This window comes from Thermosynechococcus vestitus BP-1, from assembly GCF_000011345.1.
GTDB classification, from domain to species: Bacteria; Cyanobacteriota; Cyanobacteriia; order Thermosynechococcales; family Thermosynechococcaceae; genus Thermosynechococcus; species Thermosynechococcus vestitus.
This window is the reverse complement of sequence record NC_004113.1, coordinates 198,185-212,686: the sequence shown is the minus strand read 5'-3', so window position 1 is coordinate 212,686 and position 14,502 is coordinate 198,185. Positions and strand designations below refer to the sequence as shown.

The 14,502-nt window shown below is 52.3% G+C and carries 13 protein-coding genes and 1 tRNA gene; 6 read left to right on the top strand and 8 right to left on the bottom strand.

Going from position 1 to position 14,502, the window contains the following annotated elements:
* Nucleotides 1–10: 10 nt before the first annotated feature.
* The 6 genes from TLL_RS01145 to TLL_RS01120 form a co-directional block, all read right to left on the bottom strand.
* Nucleotides 11–898, bottom strand: a complete 888-nt coding sequence (locus TLL_RS01145; RefSeq protein ID WP_164920654.1) for a hypothetical protein — start codon at nucleotides 896–898, stop codon at nucleotides 11–13.
* Nucleotides 899–908: 10 nt separating this feature from the next.
* Nucleotides 909–1,415 (bottom strand): hypothetical protein, encoded by a 507-nt coding sequence (locus TLL_RS01140; protein WP_011056084.1) that lies wholly within the window; start codon nucleotides 1,413–1,415, stop codon nucleotides 909–911.
* Between the two features lie 31 nt (nucleotides 1,416–1,446).
* Nucleotides 1,447–2,136 carry a lipoate--protein ligase family protein gene (locus tag TLL_RS01135; protein ID WP_164920653.1) on the bottom strand — a complete coding sequence of 230 codons (690 nt, stop codon included), beginning with the start codon at nucleotides 2,134–2,136 and terminating at the stop codon, nucleotides 1,447–1,449.
* The gene (adhE, locus tag TLL_RS01130) at nucleotides 2,136–4,793 is read right to left on the bottom strand and encodes a bifunctional acetaldehyde-CoA/alcohol dehydrogenase (RefSeq protein WP_011056082.1); all 2,658 of its coding nucleotides are present in this window, start codon (nucleotides 4,791–4,793) and stop codon (nucleotides 2,136–2,138) included. The genes TLL_RS01135 and adhE overlap by 1 nt, the downstream gene beginning before the upstream one ends.
* A gap of 39 nt (nucleotides 4,794–4,832) precedes the next feature.
* On the bottom strand, nucleotides 4,833–5,597 hold the full coding sequence (gene pflA / locus TLL_RS01125; RefSeq protein ID WP_011056081.1) for a pyruvate formate-lyase-activating protein: 765 nt from the start codon (nucleotides 5,595–5,597) through the stop codon (nucleotides 4,833–4,835).
* A 493-nt stretch (nucleotides 5,598–6,090) separates the two neighbouring features.
* A complete protein-coding gene (locus TLL_RS01120; RefSeq protein WP_231833798.1) occupies nucleotides 6,091–6,747 on the bottom strand; it encodes a lysophospholipid acyltransferase family protein in 657 nt (218 codons plus the stop codon).
* A 73-nt stretch (nucleotides 6,748–6,820) separates the two neighbouring features.
* Here TLL_RS01120 and TLL_RS01115 point away from each other — a divergent pair, with 73 nt between their 5' ends.
* Together TLL_RS01115 and TLL_RS01110 are read left to right on the top strand one after the other, a co-directional pair.
* Nucleotides 6,821–8,770, top strand: coding sequence for an ABC transporter ATP-binding protein/permease (locus TLL_RS01115; protein WP_164920652.1), 1,950 nt, complete (start codon nucleotides 6,821–6,823; stop codon nucleotides 8,768–8,770).
* 263 nt (nucleotides 8,771–9,033) lie between these two features.
* Nucleotides 9,034–10,206, top strand: coding sequence for an RNA-guided endonuclease InsQ/TnpB family protein (locus TLL_RS01110; RefSeq protein ID WP_011056077.1), 1,173 nt, complete (start codon nucleotides 9,034–9,036; stop codon nucleotides 10,204–10,206).
* Between the two features lie 220 nt (nucleotides 10,207–10,426).
* Here TLL_RS01110 and TLL_RS01105 read toward each other — a convergent pair whose 3' ends face one another.
* Entirely contained in the window at nucleotides 10,427–11,815 is a 1,389-nt protein-coding gene (locus TLL_RS01105) for an NAD-dependent succinate-semialdehyde dehydrogenase (RefSeq protein ID WP_011056076.1), read from the bottom strand.
* Nucleotides 11,816–11,977: 162 nt separating this feature from the next.
* On the opposite strand from TLL_RS01105, the gene TLL_RS01100 reads away from it, so the two are divergent.
* A complete protein-coding gene (locus TLL_RS01100; protein WP_011056075.1) occupies nucleotides 11,978–12,427 on the top strand; it encodes a fasciclin domain-containing protein in 450 nt (149 codons plus the stop codon).
* A 4-nt stretch (nucleotides 12,428–12,431) separates the two neighbouring features.
* Here the strand turns inward: TLL_RS01100 and TLL_RS01095 are convergent, their stop codons facing one another.
* A complete protein-coding gene (locus TLL_RS01095) occupies nucleotides 12,432–12,671 on the bottom strand; it encodes a hypothetical protein (protein ID WP_011056074.1) in 240 nt (79 codons plus the stop codon).
* Between the two features lie 143 nt (nucleotides 12,672–12,814).
* Here TLL_RS01095 and queF point away from each other — a divergent pair, with 143 nt between their 5' ends.
* The 3 genes from queF (at nucleotide 12,815) to hisA (ending at nucleotide 14,496) form a co-directional block, all read left to right on the top strand.
* Entirely contained in the window at nucleotides 12,815–13,213 is a 399-nt protein-coding gene (gene queF, locus TLL_RS01090; protein ID WP_011056073.1) for a preQ(1) synthase, read from the top strand.
* Between the two features lie 19 nt (nucleotides 13,214–13,232).
* A tRNA-Gly gene (locus tag TLL_RS01085) sits at nucleotides 13,233–13,304 on the top strand.
* A gap of 418 nt (nucleotides 13,305–13,722) precedes the next feature.
* The gene (gene hisA / locus TLL_RS01080) at nucleotides 13,723–14,496 is read left to right on the top strand and encodes a 1-(5-phosphoribosyl)-5-[(5-phosphoribosylamino)methylideneamino]imidazole-4-carboxamide isomerase (RefSeq protein WP_011056071.1); all 774 of its coding nucleotides are present in this window, start codon (nucleotides 13,723–13,725) and stop codon (nucleotides 14,494–14,496) included.
* Nucleotides 14,497–14,502 lie beyond the last annotated feature (6 nt).

Genomic DNA, 14,502 nt, shown 5'->3' with positions numbered 1-14,502 from the left:
AATCTCGAAGTTAAATCTCGGCAACGGCTCGCTCAATCAAGCGGCGTGCCAAGGTTTGCACCCCAGTGTGGTAGTAGTAGTTGGTGCTCATGTCTAAAAAGGCACCCAAGTAGTCGAGGTTATCTTTGGAGAGTTCAATAAAGCTTTGCAGACGATTGATCACCTTTTGCGGCGTTAACTCATGGCTGCTCACAAATTGGCTCATCCACCCCTGCACTGCATTAAAGCTCTGAATAACAAACCCCAATTGACCGCTGGGACTGCCCCCCGGCACCACAGCACTGATGGCTTTGAAGGTGGGGTTTTCCTGCAAGTCATTGGGTTGCAAGCTTTGCAGTGTCCCCAAGCACTTGAGGAGAAAGTCAGGCCCGAGGGGAATCAGACCATCAAAGCAGATGAGGGCGGCCATCCGCATCAGGGATTCGCCACTGTAGTCGGCAAGGGCCCGCAGGAAGTCACTAAGGCTGTCACCAGGAATGCCATTGATTTGACAAAAGGCGAGAATTTCCACAATCAGCTTAAGGCTGAGGTCAAGGGACTGCGCCCGCTCTGGTTTGGGGGTGATTTTGTCGAGGAAACCGAAGAATGAAATTTTCTCACCCACTTTGTTGGCAAGGGCGGCCGCCCCTAGGAGGGCATCGGTATTGTCCACGGTTTGATAGAGCCACAGTGCCCGCTGATAACCTTGGGACTTGTCATTAAAGAGCCGCACGGCGCGATCGCCAATTTGGCGGATCAGGGCAGGATCCGTTTCCCCCGTCACATGGCGAATCGTGTTCTCAAAACCAACGATATTTTGCCACTGCCCCGGGAGGATGAAATCCAAGGACTGAAGAGCCATAACGGTGATACCCCCAGTGGGGAGTTGATCAACGATTTTGTAGATAGGTTCGCTCACGGTCATCTCCTTAGGGGGCAAGTTGGGCTAAACCAGCAAGATCAAATTTTTCAATCCATTCCTTGCGATCGCTGGCGGTAAAACTGGGATCGCGGGAGAGCACCTTCACCTGATAGCGGTTAGCCACCAGAATTGCCGTTTGCGTTGTCCCCACCTCTACGGCTGGATAGCCGGCAATCTGCATCGTAGTGCTTTGAAACTTGGCTGCCGCCTCAGGGGTGCTAATGGTATCGGAGATGGCCAGCATCGCCAACTCCTTGCCATCTTTCTTCAGCTTAGCCTCGGCAAAGCCCTTTTTTTCTTGGACAAAGATACGCTCAAAGCCATTCCCTTCCGGCGGAAAGAAGCGATTCAATTCACTGCCTTGGGTGGCTTGGCGACTGACTGCCGCTGGGGCATTGCGCTGGGTGCTCTCCTGCTGCACCTGCTCGTAGGGCGAGGGTGGGGGGGAGGCACAACCTGTGATCAAAAGAATAAGGGCTAAAACAAGTGCACTCAGCCAGCGAGCCATGGCCATACTCAAGACAATAAGCCAATCATAGCCTAGCTCAGTTCAAAATTCTCTTAATCTCTTGCCACTCGCGATCGCTCAAGGGTTCTGGGGTCAGGCTCACCTGCCACTGCGCCTCAAAGGCCTCCAAAAGGGCCTCTTGCACCACCGCCAAAGGGGGAAGGGACTGCCGATGGGGAACGCTGCCAAATACTTCCTGCCATAGATTGGGATCAGGGGTAAGGACAATCGAACCGTGCTGCAGGACGCGATCGCCCCGCCAGGCTTGGGCACTGCCAATGACCTTCTCGCCAGTCGGTAAAACTAAATCGGCCACCGTTGCCTGGGCAAAGCAATTGATGGGTGCGTTGGCGCCATAGCCTCCCTCTCCCAACTGCAGTGGCCACCCTAGGCGCTCAAATCCCCCCTTGAGAAATTGACACAGATCGGCATAGACCTGCCGGCGCCGTTGCCCCAACCCCCACACCACCAAAGAGTAGGTCAGATCCCCTTGATGTAAAACCGCGCGCCCCCCAGTAGGTCGCCGCACCAGCTCCACCGGTTGTCCCTGCCAGTGCAGGTGTTGCCACTGCTCCGGAATTTGCCCTTGACGGTAGCCCAGGGAAATCGCGGGCGGTGACCAGGTATAAAACCGCAGACAGGGGCGATCGCTCCGCTGCCAGAGCCAGGAATCCACCGCCATTTGCACCTTCGCTGGAGCTGCAAAGGGGGGAATATAACGCCACATCAACTCCCCGTTGCCTCCCCCCCATAGTAGGCTGCCGCATCCCGCCGACACCCCATATAGGCCAGGATATACAACTCCTTGAGGTCTTGGATCAGCGGATAGCGGGGATTGGCCCCCGTGCACTGATCGTCAAAGGCCAGTTCGGCCATGCTCTCCACCTGCTCATAGAACGCTTGATCCTCACTGTTGAGGGCCTCCTTAATCGTGGCGGGAATTTCTAATTGGGCTTTCAAATCCTCAATTGCCGCAATGAGACGCTCCACTTTTTCCTCTGGGGTCGTGCCCCCCAATTCGAGGAAGTCGGCAATTTGGGCATAGCGCTCCTTCGCTTGGGGATACTTGTACTGCGGGAAAATCGCCTGCTTCAGGGGAGCATCCGTGGCATTGTAGCGAATCACATGGGAAATCATGAGTGCATTCGCCAAGCCGTGGGGCACGTGGAAGGTGGAGCCTAGTTTGTGGGCCAGCGAGTGGCAGACCCCCAAGAAGGCATTCGCAAAGGCCATGCCAGCGATCGTCGCCGCATAGTGGACCTTCTCCCGTGCCTCCGGATCCGCCGCCCCCAAGCGATAGGCACGGGGTAGGTAGGTAAAGAGCAGTTTAATGGCCTCTAGAGCCAGTCCCTCCGTAAACTCCGTCGAGAGCACCGACACATAGGCCTCCAGGGCATGGGTCAGCGCATCAATGCCACCGTAGGCCGTCAGTTTCTTGGGCATGTGCAGCACCAAGTCGGGATCCACAATCGCCATCGTTGGCGTAAGGGCATAGTCTGCCAAGGGATATTTAATCCCCACGCGATCGTCGGTAACCACGGCAAAGGGGGTCACCTCTGAACCCGTCCCCGAGGTGGTGGGAATAGCCACCAGGATTGCCTTTTGACCCAAGGGAGGCAGTTGATACACCCGCTTGCGAATATCCATGAAGCGCATCGCAAGGCCGTCAAACTCCACCTCCGGATGCTCATACAACAGCCACATCACCTTGGCTGCATCCATAGGTGAGCCACCCCCCACAGCAACAATCACATCCGGCTGATATTGCCGCAGCAACCCTAGACCGCGGTTAACGGTACTGAGGGTTGGATCTGGTTCCACTTCATGGAAGATGTCATACTTGATGCCCAGTTCTTCGAGGGTATGGACAATCGGTTCAGTGATCCCCAAGTCAAAGAGGGGTTTATCCGTCACGAGGAAGGCGCGTTTTTTCCCCGCCAGCTCCCGCAGGGCAATGGGCAAACAGCCGGGTTTGAAGTAGATCTTGGGCGGCACCCGAAACCAAAGCATATTTTCCCGGCGATCGCTCACCGTTTTAATATTCAGCAAGTGACGGGGACCAACATTTTCCGATGTGACGTTGCCGCCCCACGTACCACAACCAAGGGTTAGCGACGGATCTAACTTGAAGTTGTAGAGATCGCCAATTGCCCCCTGGGAAGAAGGGGTGTTAATCAGAACCCGCGCCGTTTGCATGCGGTATTTGAAATAGGCAATATCATCTTGATTGCGGGGATCGGTATAGAGCACAGATGTATGCCCCTTGCCCCCAAAATTCACCAACTGGGCCGCAATCTCCACCCCTTTATGGAACTGGGGTGCCCGATATAACGCCAATACCGGACAGAGTTTCTCATAGGAAAATGGCTCCTGCGGCCCCACTTCACTCACCTCGCCAATGAGTACCCGGGTTTCTGGCGGTACTTGGATATTGGCCATTGCGGCAATGGTGGCGGCCGATTGACCAACAATGGCGGCATTGAGGCGACCATCCTTCAGCAGTAGTTGTGCCACCTGCTGCCGTTCCTCAGGGGAGAGAAGGTAGGCCCCTCGCCGTTGAAACTCAGCTTTAAGTGCGTCATAAATCTCATCCACAACAATCACTGCCTGCTCCGAGGCACAGATCATGCCATTGTCAAAGGCCTTACTGAGGAGAATCGAACTCACTGCCGTGGGAATATCGGCTGTGGCATCAATGAGCACGGGGGTATTCCCGGCCCCGACCCCGATCGCCGGATGGCCAGAGGAATAGGCTGCCTTGACCATACCTGGTCCCCCCGTGGCCAAAATCAGCTTGATCTGCGGGTGCTGCATCAGGGCTTGGGAGAGTTCAATCGTCGGCTCATCAATCCAGCCAATAATATCGGGGGGTGCGCCGGCAGCGACCGCTGCATCCAACACTACCTTGGCCGCTGCAACCGTACAGGCCTTTGCCCGGGGGTGGGGCGAAAAGATAATGCCATTGCGAGTCTTCAGGGCAATCAGTGCCTTAAAGATGGTCGTTGAAGTGGGGTTCGTGACCGGCACCACACCGGCAATGATCCCCACCGGTTCAGCAATTTTTTGGATACCAAAGATGGGGTCATCCTCAATGACGCCGCAGGTTTTCTCATTTTTGTACTTGTTGTAGATGTATTCCGAAGCAAAGTGATTTTTAATAACTTTATCTTCGACAACCCCCATGCCCGTTTCGGCTACGGCTTGTTTGGCCAGGGGAATCCGGGCTTGGTTGGCCGCCATGGCTGCTTCGTGGAAAATGTGATCCACTTGCTCTTGGGTAAATTGGGCGTACTGACTCTGCGCCCGTTGGACGCGCTCAATCAGCCCTTCCAGATCGGCAAGGCTTTGAACGGGGGGGTCACTGGTCAAGGTTGGGGCATTCATGGACGACTCCTTAGAAAAGCAATTTCTCAAATTGGCAAGTTATTGAACATTGAGGTCATATTCCCGAAAGAGGGCGATCGCCCGCTGCACATCCTCTGGACTAGCGGCTGGGGTATCAAAGAGTTCATAGGGCAACCCTATCTGCCGCCATTTGTATTCCCCCATCTTGTGAAAAGGCAACACCTCCACCTTCTCAACATTGCGGAGATTAGCCACAAATTGCGCCAACCCCCGCATATTTTCGGGATCATCCGTCAGCCCCGGTACCAAAACAAAGCGGATCCAGGTCGGTTTGTGAATCTCATCAAGGTACTTGGCCAACTCCAAGGTAGGGGTAATCGTGACACCGGTAACCCGCCGATAGGTCTGCGGCAGAAAGGACTTGATGTCCAGCAAGACTAAGTCGGTGACCGCCACCACCGGCTTCGCCGCCTCGAGAAGGACATAACCTGAGGTATCTAGGGCAGTGTGCAATCCCAACTCGTGGCAACGCTCAAAAATTTCGCGGACAAACTCCGGTTGCATCAGGGGTTCCCCACCACTGGCTGTCACGCCTCCTTGGCGCAAATAGGACTGATAGTGCTGAATGTCGGCAATCAGCTCATCCACGGTGACGAGCTTCCCCTGATGGGGTTCACGGCAGTCAGGATTGTGGCAGTACAGGCAGCGCAGCGGACACCCTTGGGTGAAAATGACGTAGCGGATACCGGGACCATCAACCGTGCCACAGGTTTCAACCGAATGAATATAACCTGTCACCTTTTGTCTTTTGGGTTGTTTTTCAGGGAATATCGAAACCATCATTAGAACCTCGGTGACAACGGATTAGTTTAGATAGCTTTTATGGAGTTGCCGGGCACCTACCCAAGAATTCGTTAGAATCTTGATCACTCTTAAAAAAGTATCCCAGTTAACAAAAACTCAGTGTTGAATGGCTCTCGAAGTCTGGCCGACACCCTAGGCAGTACCTCTATCCTACAGGCTTTTGAGCGTCTTCCCTCCTTGGGGAAAAAAGCGGTAAAGTGCTAAACTTCCGGTAAAACTGTAATTTCAGCATAAAGGCAAAAGAACAATTTGCCCGCTGTCTTAATCAACTTTTAGGATTGGTGGTCGTTTCGCAAATTTTTTTAACTTTCTAACTTAATGAAATTTAAGTTGATCAGACTGGCGGGCGATCGCTCCCTCAAAGGTTAGAAGATCTCAGGATTGAAGCTTTTGATGGTTGAATTCAACCTTGCCTTTATTCTACAAAATTCCCTTGACCGAGGCCAATTGTGCAATGGGTTACCCATTAGCCCTAGGATTGGGCACATTTGCGAGCCGCTAGCACGGCTGCATGCAAGGCTGCTTCCAGCCGCTGGGTGAATTCTTGAGCCTGTTGCTTGCGGTTGCGCTCTTGCCCAGGGTCTGTCCACAGGGGTGATCCAATCCACAGCGCCACCCGAGCACGGAACTGTGGCTGGGGATGATAGGCAATACCGACGGGAAAAATCGGTAGGGGGCGATCGAGCTGCAAGACAAGGCGGGCAAGACCAGGTCTCAGGGGACGAATCACTTGATCCCGGACAATTCCACCCTCAGGAAAGATCACCAAGGGCTGACCAGCCTTGAGAATGTCGAGGGCATGGCGCAAACTACTGGGTTGAGGACGATCCAGATTGACCGCAAAGGCACCAAGGCGGCGAATAAACCAGCCCTGCACGCCGCCAAACTCAATGGCATTTGTCATAAAGCGCAGCGGATAGGGCCACACCAAGGGCAAAATGACGGGATCCCAACGACTACAGTGCTTGGGAGCAAGCACAAACCGACCCTCCCTGGGTAAATGCTCACGACCCACAATGGTTATTTGCGAAAAGTAGAGGGGCAAAAATAGACGGTGAATTGGCCAAAGTCCCCAATAAAGCCACGGCAAGATGTGAGATGTGGTCGGTGCCATTTTCTGCTGGCGCATCCGTTCTCCTCCATCGCCACCGCCACTACAATAGTAAGCCTGTAGCCCCTTGCCGCTGTCGAGGAACTAGCCAATGTCGCAGCCGACCCATCGCTTTGATGCCCGTGTCTGGGGGCAGTTTCTGCGGATTGCCCAACCCTATTTTTTCCCCCGCGATCGCTGGGGCAGCAGTGTGATCTTTATCCTGCTGCTTTTTCTGGTGATTGCCCTCATGTTTGGCTTCCTCTTTGGCCTCACGGCAGCTATCACCTTTGGCCTGAATGCCCTTGCCCCCGAACTGATGGGACAAATTGCCGGCGGTCTCATGGAGATGATTCAATCTCTGTGGGCACAGCCCCTTAGCCGCAGTCTCCTGCTAGGGACAGTGATTGTTCCCCTGGGGGTCTTTGCGCTGCTGCGGCAACCCCTCCTGCTTCGCTGGCAAGCGTGGGCACTCTTGGGGCTATTGCTGATGCTTTCCCTCTCCGTGAGCGGCCTCAACGTGATTATTAGCTTTGTTGGGCGCTTCTTCCAGACGGCACTGGCGGAGAAAAATGCCGAAACCTACTGGCGATTCCTCTTCGTGTATGCTGGCGTTTTTGTGGTGGGGACGCCGATTGTTGTCATTTATCGCTACGTGCGCGAATATCTAGGGTTGCGCTGGCGGGATTGGCTCACCCGTCATTTTTTGGATCGCTATTTCCAAAATCGGGCTTACTACACCATTGAAAACCAAGGGGAAATTGATAACCCTGATCAACGGATCACTGAGGATGTCCGCTCATTTACGCAAACCTCGCTCCAGTTTTTGTTGATCATTCTTGGCGAAATTATTGACCTTATTGCCTTTAGTGGCATTCTCTGGACTATCTCACAAACCCTAACACTGACATTGATTGGCTATGCCATTGTCGGCACTATCGTCACCGTTTTAATTGGGCAACGCCTGATTTGGCTGAATTTTAACCAACTGCGCCGGGAAGCGGACTTTCGCTATGGCCTTGTCCATGTGCGCGATAATGCCGAGTCTATTGCCTTTTATCGCGGTGAAGGCCAAGAGTCCGTGCAAGTGCGTCAACGCTTTCTTGAAGTGCTGCGGAACTTTAACTTATTGATTGGCTGGCAGCGAAATCTTGATTTTTTCACGACAGCCTATAACTACTTTGTGATTATTGTGCCGGCGGCGGTGGTTGCTCCCCGCTACTTTGCCGGCGAGATTGATTTTGGTTCCATTAGCCAAGCTAGTTTTGCCTTCTCTCAGGTACTGGGGGCACTCTCAATCATTGTTAACCAGTTTACGAACCTCACGGGCTTTATTGCGGGCATTGAGCGTTTGGCAGAGTTTGATGAGGCGCTGACGACTCCCCCCGTACCACCTCAATCGCAAATTGAATTGGTGGAGAAGCCCTACATTGCCTTAGAACACGTGAGCGTAGATACACCGAATTTGGCACGGCGACTGGTGGAAGATGTCACATTTGCCCTTGAGGCGGGCGAAAGTGTTGTGATCATGGGACCTAGTGGTGTGGGTAAAAGTTCGCTGCTGCGGGCGATCGCTGGACTCTGGCAAAGTGGCAAGGGTCGCATTATGCGGCCAGCGGTGGATGAAGTGCTCTTTTTGCCCCAACGCCCCTACATGGTGCTGGGTACGCTGCGCACCCAACTGCTCTATCCCGGTGGCGATCGCCAGACCCCTGATGACATTCTTTTGCGTGCCCTTGATGAAGTGAACTTGGCCCATTTGCCCGATCGCGTGGGCGGACTCGACGTGGAATTGGCGTGGGATGATGTGCTGTCTCTTGGGGAGCAACAACGACTGGCGATCGCCCGCCTGCTGCTGAATCAGCGCCCCTACGCCATTTTGGATGAAGCCACTAGTGCCCTTGACTTAGCAAATGAAAAACGCGTCTATGAGCATATTCAGCGCATCACCCGCAACTACATCAGTGTTGGTCACCGCGAGAGCCTGATGCAGTACCACACCTATGTTTTAGAACTAAAGGGCGATCGCGAATGGAAATTTTACCCTGTACTCAACAACTGATAACACTAGCGACCCCTAGAGACTTAAGCACATCAGTAATGTATAAGTAATGTAAAATTTTTGACATTACTTTTAACAAATTTTACAGTATCTAACTAGGGTTAAATAAAGGTGACACTTTATGAAGAAAGCACGCCATCACTCAATTCTCATCTTTACCTCCGAGAGACCCCCTCCTTTAGGGAGGGGAGGGATAGGAGCGATAGTCTGTGACTGCCAAGTATAGTTGTGTTACTCACAGAATAATCGCTATAATTTAAAGCATGCAAAAGGCTTTCAGTTACCGCTTCTACCCAACGACCGAGCAGGAATCCCTGCTTCGGAGAACATTGGGCTGTGTTCGGTTGGTTTATAATCGAGCACTGGCAGCGAGAACAGAAGCCTGGTATGAACGAAAAGAGAGACTTGACTACGTTCAAACCTCTGCCTTGCTTACTCAGTGGAAGAAGCAAGATGACCTTCAGTTTTTGAATGAGGTTAGCTGTGTCCCCTTGCAGCAGGCATTGAGACATCTGCAATCTGCTTTCACTAACTTTTTTGCAGGTCGGGCAAAATATCCCAACTTCAAAAAGAAACGCAATGGCGGTAGCGCAGAATTCACCAAGTCTGCTTTTAGGTGGAAAGACGGAAAAGTATTCTTGGCAAAGTGCAACGAACCGCTGAATATTCCCTGGTCGAGACGGCTTCCAGATGGTGTTGAACCATCCACGGTGACCATCAGGCTTAACCCTGCTGGACAGTGGTACATCAATCTGAGGTTTGATGACCCCAGAGAGTTGACACTGCAGCCCGTCGACCCGTCGGTTGGTTTGGACGTAGGGATTAGCAGTCTCATTACCCTGAGTACGGGGGAAAAGATTGCCAACCCCAAGCACTTTAACCGCTACTACAAACGACTCCGTAAGGCGCAGCGGTCTTTGAGTCGCAAACAAAAAGGCTCTCGCAATTGGGATAAGGCGCGGTTGAAAGTTGCCAAGATTCACCAGAAAATCTCTGATTCCAGAAAAGACCATTTGCACCAGTTGACGACTCGATTGATACGTGAAAACCAAACGATCATAATCGAGTCGTTGGCTGTGAAGAATATGGTCAAGAACCGTCAGCTTGCCCGATCCATCAGTGATGCTGGATGGGGTGAACTGGTACGGCAATTGGAATACAAGGCCCAGTGGTATGGTCGGACACTGGTGAAGATTGACCGATGGTTTCCCAGTTCTAAACGCTGTGGACAGTGTGGTCACATTGTTGAGCGGTTGCCATTGAGCGTCCGAGAATGGGACTGTCCTAAGTGTGGGGCGCACCATGATCGGGATATAAATGCCGCTCGGAATATTTTGGCCGTGGGACACACGGTTACAGTCTGTGGAGCGGGTGTAAGACCTGATAGGCATACGTCTGGAGGGCAACTGCGAAGAAGCAGAAAGTCCCAAAAGTGATTTTGGGAATCCCCCTGCTTTAGCGGGGGGAGGATGTCAATCAAGATAAAGCTTCTCTATCTCACTTTGGCAACGAGATCGGTGAATGCTTAGAGGATGAATTCGAAGATTAATTAATGGATTGCACCCAGTAGTAAAAAATTAAGAGAGATGCTTTACAAGAGATTTGGTATATCACTGCATTAACCAAATCAATTCAGTTGATTGATGATAACCTCGTTCAACTGTGAGTATTCGCTCGGCACACTGTTTTGATATTAACAAACTCCAAGAGTCCTGCGCGTCCCAGTTCGCGGCCATAGCCAGATGTCTTAATCCCGCCAAAGGGTAAACGCGGATCAGACTTGACCATGGCGTTAATAAAGACAGCCCCCGCTTCGAGATCCCGCACTAGGATCTCTGCTTCATCGCTGTCCTGTGTCCAAGCACTGGCACCTAAACCAAAGGGTGTGGCATTGGCCAGTTCAATTGCCGCCGTCAGGGACGATACCCGAAAGAGCATTGCCACAGGCCCAAATAGCTCTTGGGTAAATACGGGGTTATTGGGAGTTACCTCCGTCAAAATTGTTGGCCCAAAGAAATACCCCTGGCGACACTGGGTCGGTAGATCCAGAGAGCGGCGGTAAAACGCCTTGGCACCATGACCCAGGGCAAGTTCAACTTGAGCGTGGAGTTCATCGCGGATGGCGGCGGTAGCTAGGGGGCCGAGTTGGGTGGTAGGTTCCAAGGGATCGCCAATCACCCATGACTCGAAGGCGGCTTTTATGCCCTCGGCAAAGGTGTCATAGACAGCCTCATGGACAATAAAGCGTTTTGCGGCAATGCAGGATTGGCCATTGTTAATCATGCGCGCTTGAACGGCGGTGGCGATCGCTTGGGAGATATTCGCGCTGGGCATCACAATAAAAGGATCACTCCCCCCCAGTTCGAGAACTGTTTTCTTGAGGTGCTGACCCGCTGCTTGGGCTAGACTTGTGCCCGCTGCCTCGCTGCCCGTGAGGGTAGCCGCCTTAATACGCGGATCTGCCACCAGATCAGCAACGGCACTGCCGGGAATCAGCAGGGTTTGAAAGACTCCCTCAGGAAAGCCCGCTTGCCTGAAGATCTGGGCGATCGCCAGTGCGCACTGAGGCACATTAGAAGCATGCTTGAGCAGGGCCACATTCCCCGCCATTAAGGCCGGTGCCGCAAAACGAAACACCTGCCAAAAGGGAAAATTCCAGGGCATCACCGCCAAAATAATGCCAAGGGGCTGGTAATGAATCGCACTGTAGCTTGCCTCCGTGGGAATGAATTCAGGCTCCAGGAAAGCTGCCCCTTGCTCGGCATAGTAACGACAAACCCACGCACATTTGTCAATTTCAGCCCGTGCCTCTGCAATTGGTTTGCCCATCTCAAGGGTCATAAGGCGAGCAAGAGTCTCCCGCTGCTGTTGCAGGAGATTGGCGGTGTTTTCTAGCCACTGGGCACGCTGTTCAAAGGATGTCAGGCGATAGGTCTCAAAGGTCGTCGCCGCTTGGGCAATGGCTCTGTCTACTTCCTCAGCCCCTAAGGGAGAAAAGGTTTTTAAGACCTCAGCCGTTGTGGGATTAACGGACGCGATTACCATAATTAAATTTCCCTATCTGGCTAACGCCAGCGATCGCTAGCGCCTAGGACACGGGTTCAGTATGCTAATTCTAGCGTTTGTTATAGTTCCCATTTTCTTGATCGAGGGGGCGATCGCAAACCATTGTTGTCCATTCTCATCGCAGTTTTGGGGCGCGCTTTTATGGCAACCATCGTTGATATTGCAGTGAATACTCCCGGCTTTTCCACACTGGTCACTGCGGTAAAGGTGGCCAATCTGGTGGAAGCCCTACAGTCGCCGGGACCTTTTACGGTGTTTGCCCCCAATGATGACGCCTTTGCCAAGTTGCCCGATGGCACCATTACCTCCCTTGTGCAAAATCCTCCCCAGTTAGGGCGGATTCTCAAGTACCATGTGGTTGCTGGTGCCTACAAAGCGACAGACCTGAAAAGGATGGGCATCGTCACTTCCCTCGAAGGTTCCACCATTCCTATTCATGGTGATAATCCCCTTGAAGTGAAAAACGCTACGGTTCTTGCTGCCGACATAGAAGCAGAGAACGGTATTATCCATGTCATTGACACTGTCATCCTCATGGGATTGGATCCAGCCCACTCCTTTCAGGAGACCAACATTCCCTACAAAGTCTAAGGTATTAGCAGATTTCCCGCACCAACAGCCCTTGGTGGATTTTCTCCTCCACAAACTGGCGGTAAAGCTCTAGCTCTTCATAGGTAACTTTGCCGTCGGCCTGAATTTGTTGCTTGATCTGCCCCATTTCCTCAGGAGTCAGTACCCCGTCAGCGATCGCTCGCTCTAGGAGTTGCTTTAGTTTTCCTAGTTCTGCCTTATCGGCCTCCGAGAGAGGGGTTCCATTTGGCTGATACCGTTCCATAGGACGCTTGCCTCAACAACCTCTCTACCCTATTGTCCCCCTGCAACGTTGGCGTTGAGGGGCTAAGAACTTAAATCTTGGTAAACTTTAGTTATGGTCTAGAGGGAATTTCTTATTCATTCTCAACCTCTTGGAAGTAAACCATGCAAGTATCAGAAATGAAGTACGGCGAACGCGCCATTCAAGAAGGCCAACTGATTACATTTCCCAACCCGCGTCCCGGTCGGCAATACACGATTGAGATTACCCTGCCGGAGTTTACCTGTAAGTGTCCATTTTCAGGCTATCCTGACTTTGCGACCCTCTATGTCAGCTATATTCCCCATGAAAAGGTGGTGGAACTAAAGGCCATTAAGCTGTACATCAACAGTTATCGCGATCGCTACATTTCCCACGAAGAAGCTGTGAATCAAGTTCTCGATGATCTCGTGGCCGCCTGTGACCCCCTCTACATGAAGATTAAAGGGGACTTTGCCCCCCGTGGAAATGTGCATACCGTCATTACGGTCGAACACCATCGCCAGACGGAGAGTTTGTGCTAAGATTATAGATTGCAAGACTGCGGACGTAATTCAGTGGTAGAATGTCAGCTTCCCAAGCTGAACGTCGTGGGTTCGAGTCCCATCGTCCGCTCTGAAAACATCATTGTGGGGAAGAGGGGTTTTGTCAGCACCCTAAGGGTAGCCACCAAAAGCGCAGCGAAGAACCCCCACACTCTTGCATCCCTTTTAGCTTGCTGCCGAGGAATCTCCTGTAATGTGACTTCTACCATCTCATCCCGCTCACCCAATTGCGCTTGCCTCCACCGATACATTGCTCTAGCTTGCCTCTACCGAATCAATTGCGTCCTTCAGTCTTTGAAACTGCTTGTTAGGGGTGGCAATGGAAATATCCAGCTTTTTCTCCATACTTGGCTTAACTCAGAAGGGGTTACAGGTTTGCTCACTGTCAACCTCTTTTATGAATCCACTCATGCGCTTCACCCCTTGGGACTGCTAGGATGGGAGTTACGCTTAAATTTTTAATTTTTCAATAAGGATTTCCGACGCCAATGGATGTGATTCCCGCCATTGATTTACTTGACGGCAAATGTGTGCGTCTAGTGCAGGGCAACTATGATAAGGTCAATGTCTTTCATGACGATCCTCTAAAAGTCGCCCTTTATTGGCAACGCTTGGGCGCCCCTCGCTTACATTTGGTTGACCTAGATGCCGCCAAAACAGGAGAGCCGCGCAACTACGACCTGATTGGCAAAATTGTCGCATCCCTAGAAATTCCGGTACAGGTTGGTGGCGGCTTGCGATCGCGCCAAGCAGTTGCTGATCTCTTTCTCCAAGGCGTCAATCGTGCCATTTTGGGTACCGTGGCTCTTGAGAATCCAAAGCTAGTGGCCAGTTTAGCGGCAGAATACCCCGGACGAATTTGGGTAGGGCTGGATGCTCGCGATGGCTATGTGGCAACACGGGGTTGGCTGGAAACTTCAAAAATTTTGGCAACCGATCTCGCCCAAAACATGGCAGCAATGGGGGTGGCGGGGTTTGTTTACACCGATATTCAGCGGGATGGCACCCTCCAAGGGCCGAATATTCCAGCACTGCGGCAGCTGTTGGCAGTCACTAATCGCCCCGTGATTGCCTCTGGTGGTGTGAGTTCCCTCAATGATATTCTCAGTCTTTTTGCTCTGACACCCCATGGTTTAGTGGGAGCGATCGTTGGCAAGGCGCTCTATACCAAAGCGATGGATTTGCGGGAAGCGGTTCGGGCCGTTGGTCAAGGTCGCTGGCAAGACATTCCCCCAGATTTAGGAAGCACTACTTGGGCATAACTGGTC